This is a genomic window from Nioella sp., from assembly GCF_965215655.1.
GTDB lineage: Bacteria > Pseudomonadota > Alphaproteobacteria > Rhodobacterales > Rhodobacteraceae > Nioella.
The window spans coordinates 3,831,913-3,855,841 of sequence record NZ_OZ244111.1; the positions used below are offsets into that span (position 1 = coordinate 3,831,913).

26 protein-coding genes and 2 riboswitches are annotated in these 23,929 nt (G+C 64.2%); of the genes, 9 read left to right on the top strand and 17 right to left on the bottom strand.

All coding sequences use genetic code 11. From position 1 onward, the window contains the following. Positions 1–4 precede the first annotated feature (4 nt). Both ACOOEX_RS19080 and ACOOEX_RS19085 read right to left on the bottom strand, forming a co-directional pair. Positions 5–910: a DMT family transporter gene (locus tag ACOOEX_RS19080; protein ID WP_420396314.1), complete on the bottom strand. Its 906-nt coding sequence runs from the start codon at positions 908–910 to the stop codon at positions 5–7. A 93-nt stretch (positions 911–1,003) separates the two neighbouring features. After that, positions 1,004–1,450 carry a 6,7-dimethyl-8-ribityllumazine synthase gene (locus ACOOEX_RS19085; RefSeq protein ID WP_420396315.1) on the bottom strand — a complete coding sequence of 149 codons (447 nt, stop codon included), beginning with the start codon at positions 1,448–1,450 and terminating at the stop codon, positions 1,004–1,006. Positions 1,451–1,529: 79 nt separating this feature from the next. Continuing rightward, positions 1,530–1,680: riboswitch (FMN riboswitch) on the bottom strand. A gap of 67 nt (positions 1,681–1,747) precedes the next feature. Between ACOOEX_RS19085 and ACOOEX_RS19090 the strand changes: the two genes are divergently transcribed. The 7 genes from ACOOEX_RS19090 to ACOOEX_RS19120 all read left to right on the top strand — a co-directional run bounded on the left by ACOOEX_RS19090 (position 1,748) and on the right by ACOOEX_RS19120 (position 6,697). Further along, positions 1,748–2,374 (top strand): FMN-binding negative transcriptional regulator, encoded by a 627-nt coding sequence (locus tag ACOOEX_RS19090; protein ID WP_420396316.1) that lies wholly within the window; start codon positions 1,748–1,750, stop codon positions 2,372–2,374. Positions 2,375–2,420: 46 nt separating this feature from the next. After that, positions 2,421–2,702, top strand: coding sequence for a hypothetical protein (locus tag ACOOEX_RS19095; RefSeq protein WP_420396317.1), 282 nt, complete (start codon positions 2,421–2,423; stop codon positions 2,700–2,702). After that, entirely contained in the window at positions 2,702–3,304 is a 603-nt protein-coding gene (locus ACOOEX_RS19100; RefSeq protein WP_420398390.1) for a glutathione S-transferase family protein, read from the top strand. The genes ACOOEX_RS19095 and ACOOEX_RS19100 overlap by 1 nt, the downstream gene beginning before the upstream one ends. After that, positions 3,301–3,726: a GNAT family N-acetyltransferase gene (locus ACOOEX_RS19105; RefSeq protein WP_420396318.1), complete on the top strand. Its 426-nt coding sequence runs from the start codon at positions 3,301–3,303 to the stop codon at positions 3,724–3,726. Before ACOOEX_RS19100 ends, ACOOEX_RS19105 begins: the two co-directional genes overlap by 4 nt. A 214-nt stretch (positions 3,727–3,940) precedes the next feature. Next, a complete protein-coding gene (petA, locus tag ACOOEX_RS19110) occupies positions 3,941–4,522 on the top strand; it encodes a ubiquinol-cytochrome c reductase iron-sulfur subunit (protein WP_071689645.1) in 582 nt (193 codons plus the stop codon). A gap of 11 nt (positions 4,523–4,533) precedes the next feature. Continuing rightward, on the top strand, positions 4,534–5,877 hold the full coding sequence (gene petB / locus ACOOEX_RS19115; protein ID WP_071689630.1) for a cytochrome b: 1,344 nt from the start codon (positions 4,534–4,536) through the stop codon (positions 5,875–5,877). A 19-nt stretch (positions 5,878–5,896) separates the two neighbouring features. Further along, positions 5,897–6,697 carry a cytochrome c1 gene (locus ACOOEX_RS19120; protein WP_420396319.1) on the top strand — a complete coding sequence of 267 codons (801 nt, stop codon included), beginning with the start codon at positions 5,897–5,899 and terminating at the stop codon, positions 6,695–6,697. 48 nt (positions 6,698–6,745) lie between these two features. Here the strand turns inward: ACOOEX_RS19120 and thiQ are convergent, their stop codons facing one another. From thiQ to ACOOEX_RS19185, 13 genes are all read right to left on the bottom strand, one after another. After that, positions 6,746–7,435, bottom strand: a complete 690-nt coding sequence (gene thiQ, locus ACOOEX_RS19125) for a thiamine ABC transporter ATP-binding protein (RefSeq protein WP_420396320.1) — start codon at positions 7,433–7,435, stop codon at positions 6,746–6,748. Beyond that, positions 7,422–8,987: a thiamine/thiamine pyrophosphate ABC transporter permease ThiP gene (locus tag ACOOEX_RS19130; protein ID WP_420396321.1), complete on the bottom strand. Its 1,566-nt coding sequence runs from the start codon at positions 8,985–8,987 to the stop codon at positions 7,422–7,424. The genes thiQ and ACOOEX_RS19130 overlap by 14 nt, the downstream gene beginning before the upstream one ends. Next, the gene (thiB, locus tag ACOOEX_RS19135) at positions 8,963–9,949 is read right to left on the bottom strand and encodes a thiamine ABC transporter substrate binding subunit (RefSeq protein WP_420396322.1); all 987 of its coding nucleotides are present in this window, start codon (positions 9,947–9,949) and stop codon (positions 8,963–8,965) included. The genes ACOOEX_RS19130 and thiB overlap by 25 nt, the downstream gene beginning before the upstream one ends. Positions 9,950–9,993: 44 nt before the next feature. After that, a riboswitch (TPP riboswitch) is annotated at positions 9,994–10,094 on the bottom strand. Positions 10,095–10,349: 255 nt separating this feature from the next. Next, positions 10,350–10,820: a GNAT family N-acetyltransferase gene (locus tag ACOOEX_RS19140; protein ID WP_420396323.1), complete on the bottom strand. Its 471-nt coding sequence runs from the start codon at positions 10,818–10,820 to the stop codon at positions 10,350–10,352. Then, positions 10,817–11,584, bottom strand: coding sequence for an ion transporter (locus tag ACOOEX_RS19145; RefSeq protein WP_420396324.1), 768 nt, complete (start codon positions 11,582–11,584; stop codon positions 10,817–10,819). The genes ACOOEX_RS19140 and ACOOEX_RS19145 overlap by 4 nt, the downstream gene beginning before the upstream one ends. Positions 11,585–11,606: 22 nt before the next feature. Continuing rightward, positions 11,607–12,821 carry a class I SAM-dependent RNA methyltransferase gene (locus tag ACOOEX_RS19150; protein ID WP_420396325.1) on the bottom strand — a complete coding sequence of 405 codons (1,215 nt, stop codon included), beginning with the start codon at positions 12,819–12,821 and terminating at the stop codon, positions 11,607–11,609. Positions 12,822–12,860: 39 nt separating this feature from the next. Further along, complete coding sequence (locus ACOOEX_RS19155) at positions 12,861–13,283, bottom strand: VOC family protein (protein WP_420396326.1); 423 nt, start codon at positions 13,281–13,283, stop codon at positions 12,861–12,863. A gap of 11 nt (positions 13,284–13,294) precedes the next feature. After that, positions 13,295–15,133: an ABC transporter ATP-binding protein gene (locus ACOOEX_RS19160; protein ID WP_420396327.1), complete on the bottom strand. Its 1,839-nt coding sequence runs from the start codon at positions 15,131–15,133 to the stop codon at positions 13,295–13,297. Next, positions 15,130–16,974: an ABC transporter ATP-binding protein gene (locus ACOOEX_RS19165; RefSeq protein WP_420396328.1), complete on the bottom strand. Its 1,845-nt coding sequence runs from the start codon at positions 16,972–16,974 to the stop codon at positions 15,130–15,132. Before ACOOEX_RS19165 ends, ACOOEX_RS19160 begins: the two co-directional genes overlap by 4 nt. 49 nt (positions 16,975–17,023) lie before the next feature. Then, complete coding sequence (locus ACOOEX_RS19170) at positions 17,024–17,602, bottom strand: LysE family translocator (RefSeq protein WP_420396329.1); 579 nt, start codon at positions 17,600–17,602, stop codon at positions 17,024–17,026. A gap of 52 nt (positions 17,603–17,654) precedes the next feature. Then, positions 17,655–18,809: a CCA tRNA nucleotidyltransferase gene (locus ACOOEX_RS19175; protein WP_420396330.1), complete on the bottom strand. Its 1,155-nt coding sequence runs from the start codon at positions 18,807–18,809 to the stop codon at positions 17,655–17,657. Continuing rightward, positions 18,806–19,408 (bottom strand): CoA pyrophosphatase, encoded by a 603-nt coding sequence (locus ACOOEX_RS19180; RefSeq protein ID WP_420396331.1) that lies wholly within the window; start codon positions 19,406–19,408, stop codon positions 18,806–18,808. Before ACOOEX_RS19180 ends, ACOOEX_RS19175 begins: the two co-directional genes overlap by 4 nt. After that, positions 19,392–20,396 (bottom strand): Hsp33 family molecular chaperone HslO, encoded by a 1,005-nt coding sequence (locus ACOOEX_RS19185; protein ID WP_420396332.1) that lies wholly within the window; start codon positions 20,394–20,396, stop codon positions 19,392–19,394. The genes ACOOEX_RS19180 and ACOOEX_RS19185 overlap by 17 nt, the downstream gene beginning before the upstream one ends. 102 nt (positions 20,397–20,498) lie before the next feature. Between ACOOEX_RS19185 and ACOOEX_RS19190 the strand changes: the two genes are divergently transcribed. Next, a complete protein-coding gene (locus tag ACOOEX_RS19190; RefSeq protein WP_420396333.1) occupies positions 20,499–20,948 on the top strand; it encodes an NUDIX hydrolase in 450 nt (149 codons plus the stop codon). Here ACOOEX_RS19190 and ACOOEX_RS19195 read toward each other — a convergent pair. Next, a complete protein-coding gene (locus tag ACOOEX_RS19195) occupies positions 20,938–22,233 on the bottom strand; it encodes a PP2C family protein-serine/threonine phosphatase (protein WP_420396334.1) in 1,296 nt (431 codons plus the stop codon). The genes ACOOEX_RS19190 and ACOOEX_RS19195 overlap by 11 nt on opposite strands. Positions 22,234–22,342: 109 nt before the next feature. Here ACOOEX_RS19195 and ACOOEX_RS19200 point away from each other — a divergent pair, with 109 nt between their 5' ends. Then, positions 22,343–22,681, top strand: a complete 339-nt coding sequence (locus ACOOEX_RS19200) for an Hpt domain-containing protein (protein ID WP_420396335.1) — start codon at positions 22,343–22,345, stop codon at positions 22,679–22,681. Here ACOOEX_RS19200 and ilvA read toward each other — a convergent pair. Beyond that, positions 22,678–23,925 carry a threonine ammonia-lyase IlvA gene (gene ilvA, locus ACOOEX_RS19205; protein ID WP_420396336.1) on the bottom strand — a complete coding sequence of 416 codons (1,248 nt, stop codon included), beginning with the start codon at positions 23,923–23,925 and terminating at the stop codon, positions 22,678–22,680. The two genes, ACOOEX_RS19200 and ilvA, sit on opposite strands and share 4 nt — an antisense overlap. Positions 23,926–23,929: the final 4 nt, after the last annotated feature.

Below are 23,929 nucleotides of genomic sequence, written 5' to 3' on the forward strand. Positions count from 1 at the left end.
GGGCTTAGTGCCACGGCTGCCGCGGCGCCGGGGGCGCGGCGGCGGGGCGTTCGGATTTGGGTGTAACCACGGTGATGATCCCGGCCATCACGATGGCCCCCATACCAATGAAGCTGATCCAGTCGGGGAACTGGCTGAACAGGATCACGTCGAAGCCAAGCGCCCAGATCATCCCCGTGTAGTCGAAGGGCGCAAGCTGAGACACGGGGACGCGCGCGGCGGCTTCGGTGGCGAGGATTTGCGCCACTCCGCCAAGCAACCCGGCAAAAACGAGATACCACAGAACCTCGCCCACCATGGGCACCCAACCGAGCGGCAGGCTCAGAAGCCCGATGCCGGAACAGGTGACAGAGAACCAGAACGCAATCGTCACCGCGCTTTCGGTCTTTGTCAGGTTCCTGATCTGGACGCGCACCAGCCCCATTGTGGCGGCAAAACCAAGGCCTGCGGCGATCCCGATCAACTGGCCCGGATCTGCATCGGGGCGCACGATGTTGCTTGCCAGCATCAACAGCACACCGCCAAAGCCGACAAAGGCCGCCCAGATGATGCGGCGGGTCAACACCTCGCCCAACAGCATCGCCGCAAAGGGCAGCGATACCAGAGGACCGAGGAAAGCCAGTGCAGTGGCATTGGCAACCGGCAGATACGCCAGCGAGATGAAGGACAGCACCATAGAGATGCCACCAAACAGCCCGCGCATGAAATGCCCGCCGGGGCGTTTGGTCAGGAACCCGTTCGGGAAGCGCCCGATCCAGGCCATGTAGATGACGATGGGAATGATCGCGACGAAGCTGCGCCAGAAGACGATCTGCCCGACCGGTACTGTGTGGGACAGCCCGTGTACGGTGGCGGACATGGCGGCAAAGAAGCCGACCGAGAGCAGGCGCAGGGCAATGCCGTTCAGCATGGGGGGACTCGCGGGAAGGGTCGCGGTCACCATGGGCTGAATGGGTTAGGTCCACAAGGGGGCGCGGCGGGTCGTGCTGCGCCCCCTGATCGGTCAGGCGGCCTGATCGCTGGCCAATGCGGCGCGCGTGCGCAGGATGCCAAGCGCGGCATGGGCAGCCTCTCGGCCCTTTTGCACGAAATGGGCCTTGTAGATGCCGATGTGATGTTCGGTTTCCTGGAAATGATGCGGAGTCAGCGACACGGACAGAACCGGAACCCCGGTGTCCATCCCCGCGCGCATCAACCCGTCCACCACGGCTTGCGCGACAAAGTCATGCCGGTAGATGCCGCCATCGACGACCAACGCTGCACAGGCGACAGCCCCATAGCGGCCAGAGGCAGCCAGGTCGCGCGCCAGAAGCGGCATCTCGAACGCGCCGGGCACGTCGAAGACATCCACCTGCTCGGCGGGAATAAGCTGGTTGAACCCGGTAAGGGCCTGATCCACGATTTCGGAATGCCAGTTGGCTTTCACGAACGCATATCGGGTGTGTGTCATCTTGTGATCTCCTTTCAAAAAGCGACACGTCACCCAAGGCGATCACGGGCAGGGCCGCGCCCGCCAAGGCACGCCCTCTGCTCGTTCTCTTTCATCCGGACTTTAACCGTCGGCCCCGGCCTCTCACCGGGTCTGCTGGACCCCCCGATCGAGCCGGGGGCGCTCGCGGGCTTACGGGGCATCGCCCGCATACCGCCGGTGGGGAATTTCACCCCGCCCTGAGAACGCGACCACTGTTGCAAAGCCCGCCTAGTTAAGCAAGCTGCGCAAACGACCAATCACGGCAGGAGAGCGCCCATGCACCCGAACCCCGCCTATCGGCAGGAAAGCCGCGACCGGAACCTCGGCTTTGCCCGTGACCGGGGCTTTGGCGTGTTGTCGGTGAATGGCGATCCGGCGCCGATGATCTCTCACATCCCGTTTGTGCTGTCCGAGGACGGCCGTAGCGCCGATTTGCACCTTGTCCGGTCGAACCCCATTTCCCGCGCCGTCACGGGGCCAACACCCGCTGTCATCGCCGTGACCGGACCCGATGGTTATATCTCGCCCGACTGGTATGGCGACCCGGCGCAGGTTCCGACCTGGAATTACGTCGCCGTCCACCTGCGCGGCATATTGAATCCCTTGCCAGACGAGGTGCTTCCATCCTCTCTGGAAACGCTCACCGAGATGTTTGAAACGCGCCTAATGCCAAAGAAACCCTGGACACTCGACAAGACGCCAGAGGATGTTCAGGCCCGCCTGATGCGCATGATCCGCCCGTTTCGCTTTGAAGTGGCGGAGGTCGATGGCACCTGGAAACTGGCCCAGAACAAGCCCGACCACGCGCGGCTTTCGGCGGCCCAACACCTGAAAGACGGGCATATCGGGCAGGAAACCGCCCTTTTGGCCGCTCTGATGATGGGTGCCGGGGACGAAGAATAGACAGGGCGCCTTAGTGCCCTTACCTAATGGATCAGGAGGACCTGATATGCCTGTTGCCCTTCCGCCCCTTGCCGGGATCGCGCTGAAATACGGAGCCGTCGCCATCGCTGGCTATGTCCTGGCGCGCGCCACATCCCACGGGCGTCTCGACCAGCCTCTGGAAGACATCATGGACGCCACGCCCGAAGGCGCCACGCTGCGTACCGCTGACGGGCAGGCCAACGCCACCTTTCGCTGGCGGCGCATCTTCCGTCTGAATTCCACTGGCCGCGGGGTCGAGATCGACGCCACCGCCCTGACCCGACTGAAAGTGAAACGCCTGACATGATGACGCTTCTTTCTGCGCCCGCTTCGCCCTTCGTTCGCAAGGTGCGCGTTCTGCTGCTAGAAACCGGGCAGGACGATATCGCCCTGCAGGAGGTGGCAACCACCCCCGTTGCCACCGCCGCCGAAGTTGCCGCCGCGAACCCCGTGGGCAAGATCCCAGCCCTGATCCGCGACGATGGTCCGACGCTTTATGACAGCCGGGTGATCACGCGGTTTCTCGATGCGCGCGCCAAAGCCGGCCTCTACCCCGAGCACCAGCTTTGGGACACGCTGACGCTGGAAGCGACCGCCGACGGGATCATGGAGGCCGCCGTTCTGATGGTCTACGAAGCCCGCGTTCGGCCCGAGGACATGCGTTATCAGCCGTGGCTCGATGCACAGTGGGCAAAAATCGCCCGCGGGCTCGATGCGCTCGATACCCGCTGGATGAGCCATCTGCACGGGCCGCTCGATATGGGCCAGATCGCCGTGGGCTGTGCACTTGGCTATCTCGATTTTCGCCACCCGGACAAGGACTGGCGCAAGGGGCGCGATGTGCTGGCCGCGTGGGAAGCCCGCTTTGCCGAGCGAGAGTCGATGCGGGCGACTGTTCCCCAGGCATGAAGATCGCCATCGCCACGACGCCGGAAGACCGCGCCGCCTGCTTTGCCGTGCGCGAGGCGGTCTTCATGGGCGAACAGGGCGTCAGCGAGGCCGAGGAATGGGATGGGCTGGATGATGCCTGTACGCATTTTCTTGCGGGTGACGCAACAACACCCGCCGGATGCGCGCGGGTCCTGCCCAAGGGCGATGTGGCCAAGGTACAGCGCGTTGCAGTGATGCCCAAACGTCGCGGTACCGGGCTGGGGCGGCAGATCATGCTGGCCGTTCTGGACCATGCGCGTGATGCCGGGTTTACGCTGGTCATCCTCGATTCCCAGACCCATGCGGTGCCCTTCTACGAGAGACTCGGCTTCACCGCCCACGGACCGGAGTTCGACGATGCGGGAATCCCCCACCGGTCCATGCGACTCAGCCTTATCTGATCCACACACCAGAAGGGTTTTTCGGCCCTGAACCGGCCCATCCCCTTGCTCTTGATGCAGATATGCGACAATTCGGGCGCTATGCGCGCGTTTGTCCGCTGGACGCCGCGCCCCTTGCGCTTGTAGAAGGCGCGACAATGGCTGCGCTACGCCCGTGGCCTCGCTAGGATTTTTGGCCCGGGGACATGGGCCGCTGATGAGGGAGACGCTTTCGGTGTCACACGCAGAAGATCATCCCAGCACCCGCCGCGACTTTCTGTACTACGCCACTGGTGGCGTGGGTGCAGTAGCGACCGGTGCTGCCGTCTGGCCGCTGATCAACCAGATGAACCCGTCCGCAGACGTTCAGGCCGCTTCGACCAAGCGCGTCGACGTGGCTGACCTTGCCCCCGGCACGCAGTTGACCGTGCTGTTCCTCGGCAAGCCGATCTTCATCCGTCGCCGCACGGAAGAGGAAATCGCACAGGGCCGCGCGGACGACGGTGCCGCCAATATCGTTGACGGTAACGCCCGCAACCCGAATATCGGCGACAATGCCTCTGCCGCCGATGAAAACCGGACGCTCGCTGACTTCTCTGGCGAAAACACCGGTGAATGGCTGGTCATGTGGGGCGTCTGTACCCACCTTGGCTGTGTCCCGCTTGGCGACGGTGCCGGTGACTTTGGCGGCTGGTTCTGCCCCTGCCACGGCTCGCACTACGACACCGCCGGCCGTATCCGCCGCGGACCCGCACCGGAGAACCTCTGGGTTCCCAATGCGGCGTTCGTCGACGAAACCACCATCCTTCTGGGTTAAGGGAGCGAGACATGTCCGGCATTCCCCACGACCATTACGAGCCGAAATCCAACGGTGCAAAGTGGCTTCACCGCCGCCTGCCCGTGGTTGGCCTGATCTATGACACCCTGATGATCCCCACCCCCAAGAACCTCAACTGGATGTGGATCTGGGGCATCGTGCTGGCCTTCTGCCTTGTCATGCAGATCGTCACCGGCATCATCCTGGTGATGCACTACACCCCGCATGTCGACCTGGCCTTCGCGTCGGTCGAGCACATCATGCGCAACGTGAACGGTGGCTGGGCCATCCGTTACATCCACATGAACGGCGCCTCGCTGTTCTTCATCGCCGTGTATCTGCACATCTTCCGCGGCCTCTACTACGGGTCCTACAAGGCACCCCGCGAAGTGACATGGATCATCGGCATGCTGATCTACCTGATGATGATGGGCACGGCCTTCATGGGCTACGTTCTGCCCTGGGGTCAGATGTCGTTCTGGGGGGCCACGGTGATCACCGGTCTCTTCGGCGCGATCCCCTTCATCGGCGATGCGATTCAGACCTGGCTGCTTGGCGGACCCGCTGTGGACAACGCCACGCTGAACCGCTTCCTGTCGCTGCACTACCTGCTGCCCTTCGTGATCGCGGGTCTCGTGGTCGTGCATATCTGGGCCTTCCACCACACCGGCAACAACAACCCCACGGGTGTTGAAGTGCGCCGCACCTCCCGCAAAGAAGCAGACGCCGACACGCTGCCCTTCTGGCCCTACTTCGTGATCAAGGACGTCTTCGCCCTTGCCGTCGTCCTGGTTGGCTTCTTCGCGGTTGTCGGCTTCATGCCGAACTTCCTCGGCCACCCGGATAACTATATCGAAGCCAACGCCCTCGCGACGCCTGCGCATATCGTTCCGGAATGGTACTTCCTGCCCTTCTACGCGATCCTGCGCGCCTTCGACTCCGAGGTTTGGGTCGTGATCGCGGCCAACTGGCTGACCGGTGGTATCGTTGACGCCAAGTTCTTCGGTGTGATCGCCATGTTCGGCGCCATCGCCGTGATGGCCATCGTGCCCTGGCTCGACACCTCGTCGGTGCGCTCTGGCCGCTACCGCCCGATGTTCAAGTGGTGGTTCGCTCTGCTGGTCGTCGACTTCATGGTGCTGATGTGGGTCGGTGCCCGCCCGGCGGAAGGGATCTATCCCTATATCGCCCTGATCGGGTCGGCCTATTGGTTCGCCTACTTCCTGGTGATCCTGCCGCTGCTCGGCATCTTCGAGAAGCCGCTGCCGCAGCCCGCTACCATCGAGGAAGACTTCAAAGAGCACTACGGCAAGTCCGGGTCCGACGGCGATAAAGCCGCGACCCCGGCCGAGTAAAAGAAAAGGACTGAATAGCATGTTCAGGAAACTTGCACTCACCGCGCTGACTGCCTTTGCTCTGGCTGGCACCCCGGCGCTCGCAGCGGGCGAAGCCAGTGGCCACGTGGAAAACATCCGCTTCTCCTTCGACGGTCCCTTCGGCACCTTCGACCAGAACCAGCTGCAACGCGGCCTTCAGGTCTACACCGAGGTCTGTTCCGCCTGCCACGGCCTGCGTTATGTCCCGATCCGGACCCTGTCCGATGAAGACGGCCCCGGCATCCCGCCGGATCAGGTGCGCGCCTATATCGAACAGAACTTCATCGAAGTCTGGGACGAAGACCTGCGCGACTATCGTGCCGCGACCCCGGAAGACAACTTCCCGGAAAACACCGCCGCCGGCGCACCTGACCTCAGCATGATGGCCAAGGCGCGTCTCGGCTTCCACGGTCCCTGGGGCACTGGTCTGAACTCGCTGGTCAACGGCATCGGCGGCCCGGAATACATCGCCGCGCTGCTGTCGGGCTATAACGGCCATGACGAGGAAATGGCGGGCACGTTCCTCTACGGTAACGACGTGTTCCCGGGTGGTCTGATCTCGATGGCACCGCCACTTTGGGAAGATGGGGTCGAATACAACGACGGCACCGCAGCTACGATCGAACAACAGGCCGAAGATGTGGCCGCCTTCCTGATGTGGGCCGCCGAGCCGCAGATGATGGCGCGCAAGCGGATGGGTTTCACCGCCGTTATCCTGCTGATCCTGCTGTCGACGCTGCTCTACCTCACCAACAAGCGTCTGTGGGCGCCGGTGAAGCGGGCCGCGAAGGAAAGCTGAACCCAGCTTGAAGACAAGGAAAGCGCGCCCTCCGGGGCGCGTTTTTCGTTAGAGCCAGGGGCGGAGCGCCTCGGACGGGTCAGCGAGCATCGGTTGCAATGGGCCGTTCAGGATGACGCGCCCCTCTTCCAGAAGGCACAGATCGGTGCAGAGCCGCTCCGCATCGCGCAGATCGTGGCTGACCATGACCAGCGTCAGCCCTTCCGCGTCGCAAAGATCGCCCACCAGCGACAACATCTCTCGCCTCAGCCCCGGATCGAGCGCCGCGAAAGGCTCGTCCAGCAATGCCAGCGGCTTGCGGCGCAGCAACATCCGCGCCAGCGCCACGCGCGACCGCTGCCCGCCCGACAGGTCGCCGGGCATGCGCGCGCCCATATCGCCAAGCCCCACCTGATCCAGCGCGCGCGCCACATCGGCGCGCTGCACCTCGGTCAGCTTCAGGCTCGGGTTGACCCCAAGCGCAACATTGTCGAAGGCCGTCAGGTGGGGAAACAGGTTGCCCTCCTGGAACAGGATCGACAGGGGCCGGTCCTGCACCGGCCAATCCGTCACGTCCTGCCCGTCGATCTCCACGCGCCCCGTATCGGGCCGCAGAAATCCCGCTATGGTGCTCAGCAGCGTCGTCTTTCCGCCGCCCGACGGCCCCAGCACAGCCAGCCGGGCACCCTTCGGAACCGACAGATCGGCGCTGAGGGTGAAGCCCTCGAACCCGAGAACAACATCGTCAAGTCGCAGCATTCACCCGCCCCCCACGGTCAAAAATCCAGAACAGCAGCAGGCTCAGCACCAGAAGAACCAGCGCCGCCGCTTCGGCATCATCAGTGCGATAGGCCCCCATCAGGCGGAACATCTCCAAGGGCAGCGTGCCAGCCTGCGGGGCGGCAAACAACGTGATCACCCCAAGATCGCCCATCGACATCGCCGCCGCCAACCCGGCCCCGAACCCGAGCGGGCGGCGGATCCGCGGCAACAGCACGTGGCGTAGCCGTTGCCCGCCAGACAGACCAAGAGAATCCGCCAGCGGGCCATACCCCGCCTCGGCCGCCTCGATGGCGGGCACCAAGGCGCGCAACAGAAACGGTAGCGCCGCCAGTGCGTTGACCAGACCGGTGACCGGCAGGGCGGAACTGGCCGGGTTCACATGGGGCCGCAAAATCAGGAAAAGCCCGGTACCGATCACCAGCGGCGACACAGCGATGGACAGGGCGCCGATGGTTTCCAGCAAACCCCGCGCCCGACCCCGCGCGATCAGCAACGCCATGGGCAGGGCCAGCGCAATGGCCAGCGCAGCCGTGGCCAGAGACAGCAGGACCGAACGTTCCGCCGCGACCCAGACCGATCCGGGCAGGGTCAGCACGCCCCCCACCCCGCGCAGCAACACCGCCAGAAGCGGCAGCAGCAGGAACAGTGCGGCCAACGTGATGGCCAGCCAGTCACCCGCCCGCTGTACCCCGCTTTGCCGGTCGAACCGTTCCATCGGTCGATCCAGCCCCGTGCCCATAGCCACAGGCACCGCCACGCGCAGCACCAGAAGCCCTGCCACCACGCAGATCCCCACCTGCACCAGCCCCAGCATCGCCGCACGACCGAGGTCGAACTCGTACCGGAAGGCCTGATAGATGGCGAGTTCGACCGTCGTGGCGCGCGGTCCGCCGCCAAGAATCAGGGCCACCGCGAACGAGGTGGTGCAGATCAGGAAGATCACCAGAAAAGCCCCCGGCGCGACCTGCCGCAGCATAGGCCTTTCCATGTGGCGGGCGATGTCGCGAGGAGTGAAACCAAGCGTCGCGGCCAGCCGGAACCGTTCCGCCGGAATGGCCAACCAGCCTTGCAGGAACAGACGCACTGCGAGCGGCAGGTTGAAGAAGACATGGGCCAGAACGACGCCGTGCAACCCGTAGATTTCAAGGCCGGGAAGACCGAGCGCCACCAGACCTTCGTTCAGAACGCCGCGCCTGCCAAAGATGGTGATCAGCCCAAGAACCGCCACGATCACCGGCAGAATGAAGGGCGCACCCATAAGCGCGATCAGCGCTGCCCGGCCCGGAAAGCTGCGCCGCGCAAGGGCGCGGGCGACGGGGATGGCAAGCGCCACGCTGAAAGCGGCGGAGAGGAACGCCTGCCAGATCGTGAAGCGGATGGCGGCGATGTCGGCAGGGCCAAGGCCCGTGACGGATTCGGCCCTCCACAGGACCGCCGCAAGCGGTCCCAACACGGCCAGAAGGACGAGCGCGGCAATCGCGGCGCCCGCCCTCTGCACCGCGCTTATTGGCTGAGCGCGGCTTGCCATTCATCCAGTGCCTGAACCCGCACCGCCTGCGCATCTTCGGGGCTGAGCAGCAGGGGCGTTTCGGGCATGATCAGCGTCTCGAACCCGGCCGGCAGAGTCTCGGCCGGCAAGGCCGCCGGATACATCCAGTTTGTTGTCGGGATGACCTCCTGAAACGCCGGAGTCAGCATGAAGTCCATGAACTGTCGGGCAAGCTCCATCTCGTTGGAAATGTTGACGATTCCGGCCACCTCCACCTGCATGTAATGGCCTTCCTCGAAGGCGGCGACGGTGTGGCTGTCATCTTCTTCCGCGATCAGGTGATAGGCGGGGGACGTGGTGTAGGAAAGAACCATATCCGCCTCGCCTTCAAGGTACAGCCCATAGGCCTCGGACCAGCCTGGCGTGACAGTGACGATGTTGTCGGCCAGCCCTTCCCAGATTGCGCCGGCCTCATCGCCATAGGCGGCTTTCACCCACATCAGGAGGCCGAGGCCGGGGGTGGAGGAGCGGGGATCCTGGATCACGATGCGCAGATCGCTATCGGCCAGTTCGCGGAAATTCGACGGGGGATTTTCCAGATCGGTGCCGTGGACAAACGCGAAGTACCCCCAGTCATAGGGGAGGAACTGCGGATCGTCCCAAGATATAGGCATGGTGAGATTCTCGGCGTCAATGCCGTGCGGGGCGATCAGATCCATTGCACGGGCCGAGGCGATGAGGTTCGTATCGAGACCAAGCACCACATCGGCACCGGTCTGGGCGCCTTCCAGAAAGAGCCGCGCCAGAAGCGCAGCGCCATCGCCTGCACCGACGAATTGCAGATCGCAGGCGCAGGTTTCCTCGAAAGCGGCCTCGATCTGCGGGCCGGGGCCCCAGTCAGAGACAAAACTGTCGTAAGTATAGACGATCAATACGGAATCTTGCGCCATTGCCGTGCTGGCAAGAAGGGCAAATCCCGAGGCGATGATGGGGGTTTTCATATCCACTTTCTCCATTTCGCGACGGGCGGTGGAGAAGTGGCGGGGTCTGTCCGCGTAACCTTCCCTCCGCCGGTCCTAACCGGTTCAGGTTCAACGGGTTCGCATGATGCATCTCAGGCCTTTTGGGCCACCCCGAGGTAGGAGTGGAGGTAGCGCAGTGCCCGCGCCGAGGCAAGGGTCAGCTGCAAAATTACCTCGTCGCCATGCGTGCACCCCCCGTACACCCCCTGTACACCCCCCGTGCAGACGGAACCCGGTTTCGCCGCGCATCGCGCGTCGACCCGGGAGCGGGAGTTGCGCCGGATCTGCCGGTTGGGCTTGTGGTGAGGGCGGGACGCCTCCGGCGGAGGTATTTTTGCCAAGATGAAAGGGCGGCGTTTCGCGGCTGTCCCCGCGGGGATCAGAGATCGGCTTGCCAGAACTCGCGGTCGAAGCTCTGGCCGAATCTGTGCCAGCCGGGATCGGTTTCGGAGATAGTGAAGCCGTGGGCGCGGTAGAGGGCGCGGGCGGCGATGAGGCAGCTGTAGGTTTCGAGTGTTGCCTGGGTGAAGCCCTTGGTGCGCGCATGGTCAAGGGCGGTTTGCATCAGGTGATGGCCAAAGCCATGGCCGCGGGCAGAAGGCTCCAGCAGGACGAAGTTGAGGAAGGCCGTGCCGTTGCGGTCGGATAGGGCGATGGAGCCGATGCGCTGGCCGTCATCCTCGGCGATCCAGAGGCGTTTTGAGGGGTCTTCACGGGCGAGGAAGGCGTCGAGTTTGTCGGCGATGGATATGCCGAAATCGGAGGTGAAGCCGAACTCCTGAGCGTAGAGGGCGCGGTGGCGCTCGATCAGCCAGCGGCGATCCGTTGGATGAAACCCGCGCAGGATCATTCTCGGGTGTCGAGCCGCGCCTCGATGGCCTTCAGCCGTTCCAGCACCTCGTCACGATAGGTCTCGGTCTGGGCGGATTCCTCTTCGGAATGGGCGTCCTGCATGGAGTTCACGATAAGGCCCACCAGCAGGTTCACGACCGCGAAGGTCGTGATCATGATGAAGGGCACGAAGAAGGCCCAGGCATAGGGGTAGACCTCCAGCACCGGGCGGACGATGCCCATGGACCAGCTTTCCAGCGTCATGATCTGGAAAAGCGTATAGAGAGACTGGCCGAGATCGCCGAACCAGTCGGGGAAGCTGGCACCGAAGAGCTTGGTCGCCATGACGGCGCCGATATAGAAGATGATCCCCATCAGCAGAAACACGCTGCCCATGCCGGGAAGCGCGCGCACGAAGCCTTCGACCACCCGGCGCAGGCGAGGCGCGACCGATATCACGCGCAGAACCCGCAGGATGCGAAGCGAGCGAAGGACCGAGAGACCCTGACCGCCGGGCACAAGCGCGATGCCGATGATGACCGCGTCGAAGAGGTTCCAGCCGGAACGGAAAAAGCGGCTGCCATAGGCGATCAGCTTGGCGGTGAGCTCGACGACGAAGATCGCAAGGCAGATGCGGTCAAGCGCGGTGATAAGCGCGCCCGCCCGGGCCATGGCCGCATCTGATGTTTCCAACCCGAGGATCACCGCGTTGAACACGATCACACCGATGATCGTGTTGCGCACCAGCGCCGTTTCCAACCGGGTTTCAAGCCAGTGCCGCATTCGAGACCTCCCCTGTTCGGGCTTACATATGTGCGCGGGTGAAGCTGGCGGCAAGTTCCACATGGGGGCTCCAGCGGAACTGGTCGACCACCTGCACCCAATTGAGGCTGTAACCTGCATCGCTGAGCGTTTTCGCGTCGCGGGCGAAGGTGACAGGGTTGCAGGAGACGAAGCCGATTTTCTCGATGTCCGAGGCCGCCAGTTCGCGCACCTGCGCCTCGGCCCCCGCGCGGGGCGGGTCGATGACGGCGGCGTCGAAGGGGGCGAGGTCTTCGGCCAATATCGGGCGGCGGAAGAGGTCGCGCAGCTCGCTGGTGACCTTCTTGATACCGGTAGCGTGGCGGGTGGCATGGTCGAGCGCGGCGATCATGGTGCGGTCGCCCTCGACGGCGTGGACGGGGGTGCGTGCGGCCAGCGGGAAAGAGAAGGTGCCGGAGCCGGAGAAGAGATCGACGATATGTTTCGCGCCTTGGGTGGCCTCCTGCATGGCGGCGACGAGCGTGGCTTCACCGTCGGGCGTCGCTTGCAGGAAGGCGCCGGGGGGCGGGGTGACGGCGACTGCGCCAAACTGCTGGATGGGGGGTGTTTCGGTGAACACCGTCTCGTCGTCCCAGGTCAGGCGGGCAAACTGGCGCAGGAATTGCGGCAGCGCCATGCGCAGGGCTTCGTCCAGCGGTTTGCCGCCGGTGACGGCACAGTCGATGCCTGCGTCAGAGCGGGTCAGCGCGAAGGCCAGCGTGGCGCTGCGGGAGCCGCCTATTCGGGTGATCTGTTCCAGCGCGGGCAGCACGGCCATCAGGTCGGGGTGCAACACGTGGCAATCGGTGATCGGCACGATGGTGTCGGACCGGCGGGCGTGGAAGCCCACAAGCGCGCCTTTCTTGGTTCGGGTGCCCGCAAGCGTGGCGCGGCGGCGGCTGCGAGAGGGCGATACGTGGATGGGGCGGAACGCGGCGGTCAGGCCCTGCGCGGCGAGGGCGGTTTCCACGACCTGCTGTTTCCAATGGGCGAGGAAGCTGTCCGAGGCGTGTTGAAGCGCGCAGCCGCCGCATTGGCGGAAATGAGTGCAGGGGGCTTTCACCCGGTCAGGCGAGGGCGCGAGGATGCGGGGGGCGTCCATGCGGCCAGCGTCGACCGTGCCCTCGACGACCTCGCCGGGCAGGGTCAGGGGCGCGAGCACCGGGCCTTCGGCAATGCCGTCGCCCTTGTGGCCCAGTCTTTGAATCGTGATTTCCATGGGCAGCGCATAGCGTGGTTTGGCGCCGGCGGGAAGCGGTTACGCCTTGGGGATCGCGGGGCTGAAGGCGTAGCCCTCGGGGGACAGGATCGTGCCTTCGCGCAGACCGTGGGGCTTGTCGGCGGGGCGTTCCAGAACCATGTGGCCGGCGGCCTCGGCTTTTGCCACGGCCTCATCGGGGTCTATCCCGAACAGGAAGAGTTGCAGACCGCCGCCGCGCGGGGGCGTTTCCGGGACGAACCCGAGCAGCGGGTGGCTGTGATAAGTGCCGTCGGAATGCAGCTGCATCAGCATCTGCCCGTGGCGGATGATGGCGAAATCATCGGACAGTTGATAGGCGGGCAGGCCGAAGACATCTTTCAGAAACGCGGCCAGCGCGCGCACATCCGGGGTCAGAAGGTTGACACCGATGCCGGTCAGGGCGCGGCCGAAGTCTTCTGCGGGAACGGTTTCCAGATCCATGGGCGCACCTCCTACTCGGCGGCTTCCTGAATTCCGATGAAGCCACCCGATTGACGGTTCCAATAGCGCGCATAGAGACCGCCTGCGTCAAGCAGTGCGTCATGAGAGCCTTCTTCCACGACACGGCCCTGATCCAGCACGATGATGCGGTCCATCTGGGCGATGGTGGACAGGCGGTGCGCGATGGCGATGACGGTCTTGCCCTCCATGACGTCGCCAAGCGTGTCCTGGATGGCGGCTTCGACCTCTGAATCGAGCGCGCTTGTGGCCTCGTCCAGGACCAGCACCGGGGCGTCCTTGAGAAACGCGCGGGCAAGCGCGATGCGCTGGCGTTGGCCGCCGGACAGTTTGACGCCGCGTTCGCCAAGGAAGGCGTCATAGCCCTTGCGGCCCATATGGTCCTGAAGCCCGAGGATGAACTCATGCGCTTCGGCCCGTTTGGCGGCGGCGATCATCTCCTCCTCGGTCGCGCCGGGGCGGCCGTAAAGGATGTTGTCACGGGCCGAGCGGTTGAACATCGCGGTTTCCTGCGTGACCATGGCGATCTGACGGCGCAGGCTTTCCTGCGTCAGGTCACGCACATCGCAGCCATCGAGCAGCAACTGACCCTCTTCGGCGTCGTAGAGCCGCAGAAGCAGGGCGACCAGCGTGGATTTGCCCGCGCCCGAGGCCCCAACGATCCCCAGTTTCTCACCCGGATGCACGTCAAGGGTCAGGCCGGTCACGCCGCCCTCTTCGCGGCCATAGGCGAAGCTGACATCGCTGAACTGCAGATGGCCCACGGCGCGTTCGACCTCCAACGCGGTGTCGCGGTCGGTCAGCGTATGCGGGGGCGAGAGGGTGTTCATCCCATCCTCGACCTCGCCCAGATTGGAATAGATCGCCATCAGAACGAAGCTGACCCAACCCGTCATTTGCGCGATGCGGATCGACACGGCGCCGGTGGCGGCGATATCGCCGGTGCTGGCGATACCCTGCGTCCAGAGCCAGACCGTGCCGCCAATGAGGATCACCGGCAGCGCGCCCGCGACGGTCATCAGGGCCAGCCGGAACCCCGCTGAGATGCGCCCGAATCCGATGGCTTTCTGGCGGAACTTCTCCATGGCGTTCAGCGCCGAGCGGTCCTCGAACGCGTGATGGGCGAAAAGCTTGACCGTCTTGATATTGGTGATCGTGTCGACGACGTGCCCCGACACGGCGGCCCGCGCGCCCGCCCGCGCCTTGGACAGTTTGCGCACGCGGGGCAGGAAGAAGCTGATCGTCGCGAAATAGGCGATGAGCCAGATAAACAGCGCAATCGCCATCCGCCCGTCGATGGTGATCAAAAGCAGAAGCGAGCCAATGAGAGAGGCCAGCGCGAAGGCCACGACGTTCACGAATTCCGTGACGACGTTGGTCACCGCGCTGGCGGTCTGCATCTGTTTCTGCGCGATGCGGCCCGCGAAATCATCGTCAAAGAAGGTGACGGACTGGCCAAGCGTATGGCGGTTGAGCCGTTGCAGCACCAGCACGTTGACGGCAGGACCGACGACAAGGGTGCTGGCGGCAGATGACGCGGCAAAGGCCAGCGGGCGCAGGACAAGGAAGAAGGCCATCCCGGCCAGCAGCAGCGGCCAGTGGGTTTCAATCATCGCGCCGGGGTCGGTGGTGCTGGCCGCGTCGATGACAAGGCCAAGGACGAGGGCCGAGCCGACCTCGAACATGCCCGCAAGGCCCGATATCAGCGCGGCCCCGATCAGGACGGGCCACGCGCCGCGCAGGCACCAGTTGAAGAAGGCGAGCAAGCGGTTGGGTGGCGGGCCGTCCGCCGGGCGGAAGGCGTCGATCAGGTTGGCGAGGCGGTTCATCATTCGGCGGCGTCCTCGGTTCCGATGAACCCGCCCGACTGGCGCGCCCAGAACCCGGCATATAGGCCGTTCAGCGCCAAAAGCTCCTCATGCGTTCCGTTTTCGACGATGTGGCCATCGTCCAGCACGACGATCCGGTCCATATGGGCGATGGTGGACAGCCGGTGCGCAATGGCGATCACGGTCTTGCCCTCCATCACGCCATAAAGCGTGTCCTGAATCGCCGCCTCGACCTCTGAATCGAGCGCGCTTGTGGCCTCGTCCAGCACCAGAATGGGCGCATCCTTCAGGATCACGCGGGCCAGTGACACGCGCTGGCGCTGGCCACCCGACAGTTTCACACCACGTTCGCCCACATGGGCGTCATAGCCCCTGCGGCCCTGCGGGTCCTCCAGATCGAGGATGAACTCATGCGCCTCGGCGCGTTTGGCCGATTGCAGCATATCCTCCTCGCTGGCATCGGGGCGGCCATAGAGGATGTTTTCGCGCACCGACCGATGCAGCAGCGAGCTGTCCTGCTGGACCATGCCGATATGGCCGCGCAGGCTGTCCTGCGTGACTTTCGTGATGTCCTGCCCGTCGATCAGGACCTGTCCGCCTTCGGGGTCGTAGAAGCGGAGCAGCAGCTTGACGAGCGTCGATTTCCCCGCGCCGGATCGGCCCACGAGGCCGACCTTTTCGCCGGGGCGGATGGTCAGGGTCACGTCCTGCAAACCGCCCGAGCCGCGCCCGTAATGGTGGCTGAGATGATCCAGCCGCACCTCTCCGCGTGTCAATTCCAGCGGTTTGGCATCCGGCGCGTCGGTCAGGGTGATGGGTTGGGCGATGGTTTCCATGCCTTCCGCCACCACGCCGAGCGAGCGGAAGAAGGTGGAGAGCGCCCACATGATCCAGCCGGTCATGGCATTCAGGCGCAGGGTCAGCGCCGTGGCCGCCGCCACGATACCCACCGAGGCCGTGCCCTGCATCCACAGCCAGACGGCCCACCCGACGACTGCCACGACAAGGAAGCCATTCAGTGCCGTGAGCATCACGTCCATCATCGTGTAGATGCGCATTTCAGCCGCGAAGGTGCGGCGCGTATGTTCGATCGCCTCATGCGCATAGCTGATTTCGCTGTCGTGATGGGCGAAGAGCTTGACCGAATGGATATTGGTGTAGCTGTCGACGACGCGGCCCGTGGTCATGGAGCGCGCGTCGGAACTGGCCTTGGAAGCCGGGCCCACGCGCAGCATCGTCCAGCGCACGAGCAGCCCATAAAGGACGAACCAGACCAAGAGCGGCAGGACAAGACGCAGATCAGCATCCGCCAGCAGCACAGCGGCGCCGACCAGATAGGCCAGCGAAAAGGTGATCGCGTCGAAGACCTGAAAGACAGCATCCCCGGCGGCGGGCGGGGCCTGCATGATGCGGTTGGCGATGCGGCCCGCGAAGTCGTTCTCGAACCAGCCGACGGATTGGCGCAGCACATGGCGATGCGCCCGCCAGCGGATAAGCGTGCCGAAATTGACGAGGATGCCATTGTTGAGCAGCGCCACGTCGAGCCCGTGCAGAATGGGACGCAGGAACAGAATGAAGAGCGCGACGGCCAGCAATTCCCAGCCATGATCGCCGATGAAAGCGGCCGGGTCTGCCCCGGTCAGCAGATCGACAAGACGGCCCATATAGGAGATCAGCCAGATCTCCATGACCGCGACCACGACGGACATGATCGCGGTGATCAGAAACAGGCGCTTGAAGGGCTGTGAATAGTCCCACAGGAACGGCCACAGCCGGTTGGGTGGGCTGTCCCGTTCGGGATAGTCCGTATAGGGATCGACAAGATTTTCGAAGAAACGAAACATCAACTGCGGTCTGAAATGGGTCCTGTCCCGGGCAGATATAGCCCGCGCGTTACAGGAACACCATGACGGCAGAGGCGGCAAGGGCTGCAGCCATGCACAGTCGGAACACCGTCCACGCACGGGGGGTGGTCAGCAGCAGCGCGAGGAGCGAGCCTGCGAAGCTCCAGAAGAGGCAGACGAACAGGTTGATGCCCGAGAAGGCTGTGGCAAGGCGCTGTGCTTCGCCAGCGGGGCTAAGGCCGATGCCGTAGCCAGCGGCGGCGGCCAGCGCGACGGCCCAGATCTTTGGGTTCACCCATTGGAACAAGACTGCCTGCCAGAAGGTAAAGGGCCGCTCCCCCGCCTTGCCGCCGGACAGATCGCTCGCGCGGATCAGGGCGTAGGCCATCCACAGAATCCAGCTTGCGGCGATCAATTTCAACGAGAAGGCCAGCGCGGGTTGGGCCAGCAGCAACGTACCGATGCCAAGCCCCATCAACGCCGCGATGACACCCACGCCAACCGCCACACCGAACACATGCGGCAGCGTCGCGCGAAAGCCGAAGCGCGCGCCGGAGGCGGTCAGAAGGATCACGTTGGGGCCGGGGGAAAAGAGCCCGGCGAAAACGAAGGCGTAGAGCGGGTCCAAGGGATTGGTCCTGTTTGCGGTCGGCAGACAGGACGTCAGCGCGCGGGGGCTGTCAAGGCAAGAGCTCGGCGCGGGTGAGCGTGAAGTCGGAGGCGATCCAGCGCGCCTCGATCTCTCGCATCCGGTCGCCAAGCGCGGGTCCTTGCAGTCCGATCGCCATCAGGTCGGCGGGTTTCACCGGCAGTTGCAGCCCGTCAGCGGATTGTGCCGCCTCCAGTTCCGACTGCGCAAGCGGCGTTTCCAGCAGCGCCACGCGCAAGAGCAGCACATCGCGGGCGATGTCGAAGCCTTCACGATACCCCAGCTCGCCCGCGCCCATCATCGACCCGACCGCGTCCCGAAGCAGCGCAACCCGGCGAGTGTCCGCCTTGGACAGGCGCAGGGCATCGCCGGGGTTGTCGCCGCCGATCGAAGCAAGGCGGCGGCAGTGGTCGGGGGCGACATTCAGATCGGTCTCAGCATGGACAAGGATGGGCAGGGCCCTGGCGTCTGCCCCCGGCAGCGCGTGGCGCAATATGCCGGCCTGTGCCATGGCGGCGACGGACGGCGCGGGATCGGCGGCGCGCAGCAGTTTGCGCATCTCGTGCCCGATCCGTTCACGCGACAGGTGGTCGATGCCATCGGCCATTTCGGCGCAGGCAGCAAGGCCATCGGCGTCCAGCCCCTCGGCCTGATCGCCGTAATGAGCATGAAAGCGGAAGAAGCGCAGAATGCGAAGGTAGTCCTCGCGAATGCGGTCATGCGGGTCGCCGATGAATCGCAACCGCCGCGCCCGCAGGTCGGCCACTCCCGATCCGAGCGGGTCGATCACCTGGCCATTTGCGTCCGCGTAGAGCGCGTTCATGGTGAAGTCGCGGCGCATCGCGTCTTCTTCCACCTCGTCGGCAAAGGCGATCACCGCGCGGCGGCCATCGGTTTCCACGTCGCGGCGGAAGGTCGTCACCTCATGCGGCAGGCCATCGGCGATCACGGTCACGGTGCCGTGGTCGATGCCGGTTGGCACCGCCTTCAGCCCATTGGCCTCGGCGATCTGCATCACCCGTTCGGGGCGTGCATCGGTGGAGATGTCGATATCATCGGTTGGCAGGCCAAGCAGCCCGTTCCTGACGCAGCCACCGACGAAGAGTGCATGGAACCCCTCGGCCTCCAGCGCTTTGCACAGCTTTTGCGTGCCTTGGTGATGCAGCCAGTCGGTGTCGAGAATCATGATGCCACCCGATCGGCCAGCCCCTTCAGCATCCGCGCGGTCGCGCCCCAGATGTAGTAAGGGCCATAGGGGGCCACGTAATAGGACCGCCAGACACCGCGCCAGCGGCGGCGTTCGATGCGGTAGCTTGCGGGGTTCATGAGGAACTGCAGCGGGACCGAGAAGACCTCGGCCACCTCGCCCGCCTCTGGCACGGGTGTAAATGGCGCGCGGATGCGGCCCACGAAGGGGGTGACGGTGTAGCTGGTCACGGTCTCATGGGGGGAAAGCTGCCCCAGAATATCGACATTCGACGGGTCGAGCCCGATCTCCTCTCGGCTTTCGCGCAGCGCGGCGGCCACGGCATCGGCATCGGTTTCGTCGATCCGCCCGCCGGGAAAGGCGATCTGGCCCGGATGATGTTTGAGCCGCGCCGAGCGCATCGTCAGGATCACCCGTGCGCCTAGATCGGTCTCGATGATCGGCATCAGAACGGCGGCGGGTTTCAGCTTGCGCCCCTCCGGCAAAACAATGCCGGGGTTCAGGTCATAATCCGACGAGGCCGGGGCCGCCCCGGCCAGCGCCCGGCTTATGCGGGCCAGATCAGATATCGGAGCCATCCGGGTTTTTCACGGCCTCGAACCCCAAAGACAGCGGGTCAAGGTCGTAATGCGCGCCGCAGAACTGGCAATCGGCGGTCACGCGGCCATCATCCTTGGTCATATGGGCGATGTCCTTGGCCGAATAGATCGACAGGCTCTCGCGCACGCGGGTTTCCGAACAGGTGCAGCCGAAGGACACGGGCATCGCATCGAAGACTCGCGGAGCCTCCTCGTGGAAGAGGCGCAGGAGCAGATCGGTGGGGGATACGGAGGGGCCCACAAGCTCCAGCTCTTCGACCGTATCGAGCAGGATGTTGGCGCGGTTCCAGTTTTCACTGTCGTCATCGTCGAGCAGATCGGTGGCCGCCAGCAGCCCTTCCTCGCCCGATCCGCCTTCACCGGCTACATGGGGGCTGGCCTTGGGCATGTGCTGCAACATCACGCCACCCGCGCGCCAGCCGCTTTGGGCGCCGGGTTCCGTGCTGTGCCCGTAGGACAGCGCAAAACGGGTGGGCAGCTGTTCGGACTGCGCGAAATAGGCCTCGGCGCAGGCGGCAAGCGAGCCACCGGCCACCGGCGTGATGCCCTGATAGGGGGTGTTGCCCTTGCCCTGGTCGATCAGGATCGCGAAATAGCCTTTGCCGATCTGTGCGAACGGGTCCGCGCCTTCGACATATTTCTCCTGATCGTATGAGGCATAGGCGCGGATCTGCGCCTTCTCACCCTCTTTCGCGGGGGCATAGATATCGGTTGCCAGAATCCGCAGGGGGCCGTCGCCGCGCACCTGCAAGGACAGTTTCCAGCGCAGCTTGATGGTCTGGCCGATCAGGGCGGTCAGCAGCGCCATCTCGGCCAGCATCGCCTCGATCCCGCGCGGGTAGTTATGCTGCGACAGGATCTGATCCATCGTGCCATCGAGCCGTGCGACCCGCCCGCGAATGTCGGAACGGTCGAGCTGAAACGGCAGGACGGTGTCGTCCCAGGCGATCTTGGTGCTGAGGGTCATTGTCTTTCCTTCCGCCACGTGGGCTGGCATACCGCGCCCATATATGCGGAACAACCGCCTTGCCAACCCATAAGCCGCCATTGGCCCGACCGGAGAGCCCTGATGAACCGACGTTTCGGCCAACAACCCGACCCGGCCCGCCGCTATATCCCCCGGCGCGGGGTTTATGCGGCGATCCTGACGGGGGACGGAATTCTGGCGACGTTTCAGGAGAAACCGCTGGCGGAGTTGCAACTGCCCGGCGGCGGTATCGACCCCGGCGAATCGCCCTTGGCAGCGCTACACCGCGAGGTGTTCGAGGAAACCGGCTATCGCATCCAGTCCCCCCGGCGCTTGGGGATGTTTCACCGTTTCACCTATATGCCCGACTACGACATCTGGGCGCAGAAGCTATGTACGGTCTATGTTGCGCGGCTCGGGTCCCGGCTGGCCGACCCGACGGAGCCACATCATACGCCGGTGTTCCTGCCATGGGACGAGGCGGAAACCAGGTTGGGCGTTGATGGGGACCGGTTCTTCGTGTCGCAGCTGCGCGCGTCGCTTAAGGCGTGAAGCTCAGGCAGATTGCTGACACGTCGTCGTCGAAATCGGGACGATTTGAATAGGCCTCCAGCTCTTTCACGAGTTTCGGCAGGAAACCATCTGCGGGGGCTTTTGCGTGGCGGGTCACAAGCTCTGCCAGCCCGTCTTCTCCCAGATAGCCGCCAGCAGGGTTGGCGCATTCGGTAAAGCCGTCGGAATGCAACAACAATCGGTCACCGGGGTGCAACTGAAACTCAATTGTTTCGAAACGCGCGCCGGGCAGAAGGCCAATGGGCATCCCACCTTCGCCGACCCAGTCAACCTGGCCACCCGAGCGCAGAATCGCAGGGTGCGGATGGCCTGCCTGCACCATGCGCGTGTTCCCGGTTTCAAGATCCACATCCGCCAGACAGAGGGTGAAATAAAGATCGGTCTCCACCTCTTCGAACATCATCTGGTTCAGCTTGCGGGCCACGTCATCGGGCGGCAGGGCGACCCAATGGCCCCCCCGGGCCTGCACCAGAGCCACGTTCTGTTCCGGCGCGGCAGTGCCAAGCAGCCCGGCCATGCGCGCGGCCAGCAGCGCCGAGGTGACGCCATGGCCAGACACGTCGAGCGAAAAAACCCCGATCCGGTTGCCGGGGATCGGGAAGAAGCCAACAAGATCGCCGCCCACATGGCCGCTGGACCGCAGCAACAGCGCGACGGACCCGTTCTGCACCGGACGGAAGGTTTCGCGCACCAGCGATTCCTGCAACCTCTTGGCCTCGACCAGGTCACGGTCAAGCGCGTCATACAGCGTTTGAAGTTCCGCCAGCGTGCTACTGATCTTGCGGTTCTGGCTGACCAGTTCGCCCTGCATGGCAACGATCCGTTCCCCGGCCCTGATTCGGGCGCGCAATTCATGGGGATTGACGGGTTTGGCAACGAAATCATCTGCCCCCGCCTCCAGCCCAAGAACAATTTCAGACTTCTCGGATTTGGAGGTCAGAAGGATGACATAGCCATAGCTTTCCCGGTCCATCCGACGGAAGGCACGGCAGAAATCGGGGCCTGACATGCCGGGCATCATCCAATCGGTCAGGATGATCGGGATCGCTTCGCGTGACAGGATGGCGAGTGCCTGTTCGGGGCTGTCGCAGACGGTGACCGGATGCCCCCATTTGCGCAGCAGGGTGGCCAGCAAGCGCCGCTGTGCCGGGCTGTTTTCCAGCACCAGCACAGGTGACAGGCCAGGAATTGCGGCCCCGGCCCTGTCCGTCATCAATGTCGCGTCATCGGGCACCTGCCACCTCTTGCCTGTGAATCCGGCCATTCGTGACAGCCGCGGGTTAAGGGCAGGTGAACTCTAAAATGCTGTCTATCTGGCTGGTTTTCCTAATCTCCCGTTAAGGGCTCTGACCTAGGATTCCGGTCAAAGAGCAGTGAAAACGGAGTTCGTGGTGATTGATCTGGAACGGTTGGAGGAGCTTCGGCAAGAGATCGGAGAGGAGGATTTCCTCGAAGTGGCCGAGATGTTTCTTGATGAAATGGCCGACAGTCTTGCGGCCCTTCAGGCCACCACCGGTGGCGCAGGCCCCGATGTGTTTCACGGGCTGCGTGGCAGCGCCCTGAACCTTGGCTTTACGGATTTCGCCACCGCCTGCACAGAGGCCGAGAAACGCGCGCTGGACGGGCAGCCGGTGGACGCGGTTCATCTGGACTGGCTCTACCGGGAATCGGTCAAAGCGTTCCAGACAGAACTGCCAGCCGACGCGGCCTAGATCAGGAATTCGGACAGCACCTCGTCTTCGGTGATGTCCCGATAGGCGAAACCGCGTTCTTCCATGCGCGCGAACAGCCCGTCGAAATCGGCGGCATCGCGGGTTTCGATCCCGATCAGGACCGAGCCGAAATTCCGCGCGGATTTCTTGAGATACTCGAACCGGGCGATATCGTCGCCTGGGCCAAGCAGCCCAAGAAAATCCTTCAGCGCGCCGGGACGCTGCGGCATGCGCAGGATGAAGTATTTCTTCACACCGCGGAAGCGCATGGCGCGTTCCTTGACTTCCGGAAGCCTCTCGAAATCGAAATTCCCGCCCGAGGTGACGCAGACAATCGTTTGCCCGCGCAGGGCTGCGCCAAGGTCCTGTAGGGCGTCGATGGCCAACGCGCCAGCCGGTTCCAGAACGATGCCCTCGACATTCAGCATCTCGGAAATGGTCACGCAGATCCGATTTTCCGGGGCAGCCAGAACATCGCCCGGATCGGTGGTGGACAGAACCGCAAAAGGCGCCTCGCCAATCCGCGCCACGGCGGCCCCGTCGACGAAAGTGTTGACCTGCGGCAGCGTCACCGGTTCACCCGCTTTCAGCGCGGCAGCCAGACTTGCCCCGCCCTGCGGTTCCACAAGTTTCACACGCGTCCCGGCCCCCACGGCACTGAGGTAGGACAGCACCCCGGAGGACAGCCCGCCGCCGCCAACAGGCAAGATCAGCCGATCGGGCGTTGCGCCGAGCTGTTCCAGCAGCTCCACCGCGACCGAGGCCTGCCCTTCCATCACATCCGGATCATCGAAGGGCGACAGGAAGGCGGCGCCGGTTTCTGCACAGAACGTCTGCGCGGCGGCCAGCGTTTCGTCGAAATAGTCGCCCACCAGCTTGATCTCGACCGCATCGCCGCCAAAGGCGCGGGTCTTGTCGATCTTCTGGCGTGGCGTGGTGACCGGCATGAAGATCTCGCCCCGCACCCCGAAATGACGGCAGACAAAGGCCACCCCCTGCGCGTGATTTCCCGCGCTGGCACAGACGAAAAGCCGCCGCTCGGGGTCCTCGGCCAGCCGCTTGGTCATGGCGTTGAAGGCGCCCCGGATCTTGTAGCTGCGCACTGGCGACAGATCTTCGCGCTTCAGCCAGATATCGGCGCCGTAGCGGTCCGACAGAAAGGCATTGCGCAAGAGCGGCGTTGGCGGAAACAGCTCTCTCATCGCAACCGTGGCCGCACGGGCCTTGTCGGCAAAATCACTCATGGCG

Coding starts and splice junctions, on each gene's coding strand:
- ACOOEX_RS19080 (WP_420396314.1), bottom strand. CDS start 910: ATGCTGAACGGCATTGCCCTGCGCCTGCTCTCGGTCGGCTTCTTTGCC.
- ACOOEX_RS19140 (WP_420396323.1), bottom strand. CDS start 10,820: ATGATCCTGCGCGGGTTTCATCCAACGGATCGCCGCTGGCTGATCGAG.
- ACOOEX_RS19160 (WP_420396327.1), bottom strand. CDS start 15,133: ATGATGAACCGCCTCGCCAACCTGATCGACGCCTTCCGCCCGGCGGAC.
- ACOOEX_RS19085 (WP_420396315.1), bottom strand. CDS start 1,450: ATGACACACACCCGATATGCGTTCGTGAAAGCCAACTGGCATTCCGAA.
- ACOOEX_RS19095 (WP_420396317.1), top strand. CDS start 2,421: ATGCCTGTTGCCCTTCCGCCCCTTGCCGGGATCGCGCTGAAATACGGA.
- ACOOEX_RS19165 (WP_420396328.1), bottom strand. CDS start 16,974: ATGTTTCGTTTCTTCGAAAATCTTGTCGATCCCTATACGGACTATCCC.
- ACOOEX_RS19180 (WP_420396331.1), bottom strand. CDS start 19,408: ATGGCTCCGATATCTGATCTGGCCCGCATAAGCCGGGCGCTGGCCGGG.
- ilvA (WP_420396336.1), bottom strand. CDS start 23,925: ATGAGTGATTTTGCCGACAAGGCCCGTGCGGCCACGGTTGCGATGAGA.
- ACOOEX_RS19145 (WP_420396324.1), bottom strand. CDS start 11,584: ATGCGGCACTGGCTTGAAACCCGGTTGGAAACGGCGCTGGTGCGCAAC.
- ACOOEX_RS19185 (WP_420396332.1), bottom strand. CDS start 20,396: ATGACCCTCAGCACCAAGATCGCCTGGGACGACACCGTCCTGCCGTTT.
- thiQ (WP_420396320.1), bottom strand. CDS start 7,435: ATGCTGCGACTTGACGATGTTGTTCTCGGGTTCGAGGGCTTCACCCTC.
- ACOOEX_RS19100 (WP_420398390.1), top strand. CDS start 2,702: ATGACGCTTCTTTCTGCGCCCGCTTCGCCCTTCGTTCGCAAGGTGCGC.
- ACOOEX_RS19175 (WP_420396330.1), bottom strand. CDS start 18,809: ATGATTCTCGACACCGACTGGCTGCATCACCAAGGCACGCAAAAGCTG.
- ACOOEX_RS19090 (WP_420396316.1), top strand. CDS start 1,748: ATGCACCCGAACCCCGCCTATCGGCAGGAAAGCCGCGACCGGAACCTC.
- ACOOEX_RS19190 (WP_420396333.1), top strand. CDS start 20,499: ATGAACCGACGTTTCGGCCAACAACCCGACCCGGCCCGCCGCTATATC.
- thiB (WP_420396322.1), bottom strand. CDS start 9,949: ATGAAAACCCCCATCATCGCCTCGGGATTTGCCCTTCTTGCCAGCACG.
- ACOOEX_RS19120 (WP_420396319.1), top strand. CDS start 5,897: ATGTTCAGGAAACTTGCACTCACCGCGCTGACTGCCTTTGCTCTGGCT.
- ACOOEX_RS19150 (WP_420396325.1), bottom strand. CDS start 12,821: ATGGAAATCACGATTCAAAGACTGGGCCACAAGGGCGACGGCATTGCC.
- ACOOEX_RS19105 (WP_420396318.1), top strand. CDS start 3,301: ATGAAGATCGCCATCGCCACGACGCCGGAAGACCGCGCCGCCTGCTTT.
- petB (WP_071689630.1), top strand. CDS start 4,534: ATGTCCGGCATTCCCCACGACCATTACGAGCCGAAATCCAACGGTGCA.
- ACOOEX_RS19155 (WP_420396326.1), bottom strand. CDS start 13,283: ATGGATCTGGAAACCGTTCCCGCAGAAGACTTCGGCCGCGCCCTGACC.
- ACOOEX_RS19130 (WP_420396321.1), bottom strand. CDS start 8,987: ATGGCAAGCCGCGCTCAGCCAATAAGCGCGGTGCAGAGGGCGGGCGCC.
- ACOOEX_RS19195 (WP_420396334.1), bottom strand. CDS start 22,233: ATGGCCGGATTCACAGGCAAGAGGTGGCAGGTGCCCGATGACGCGACA.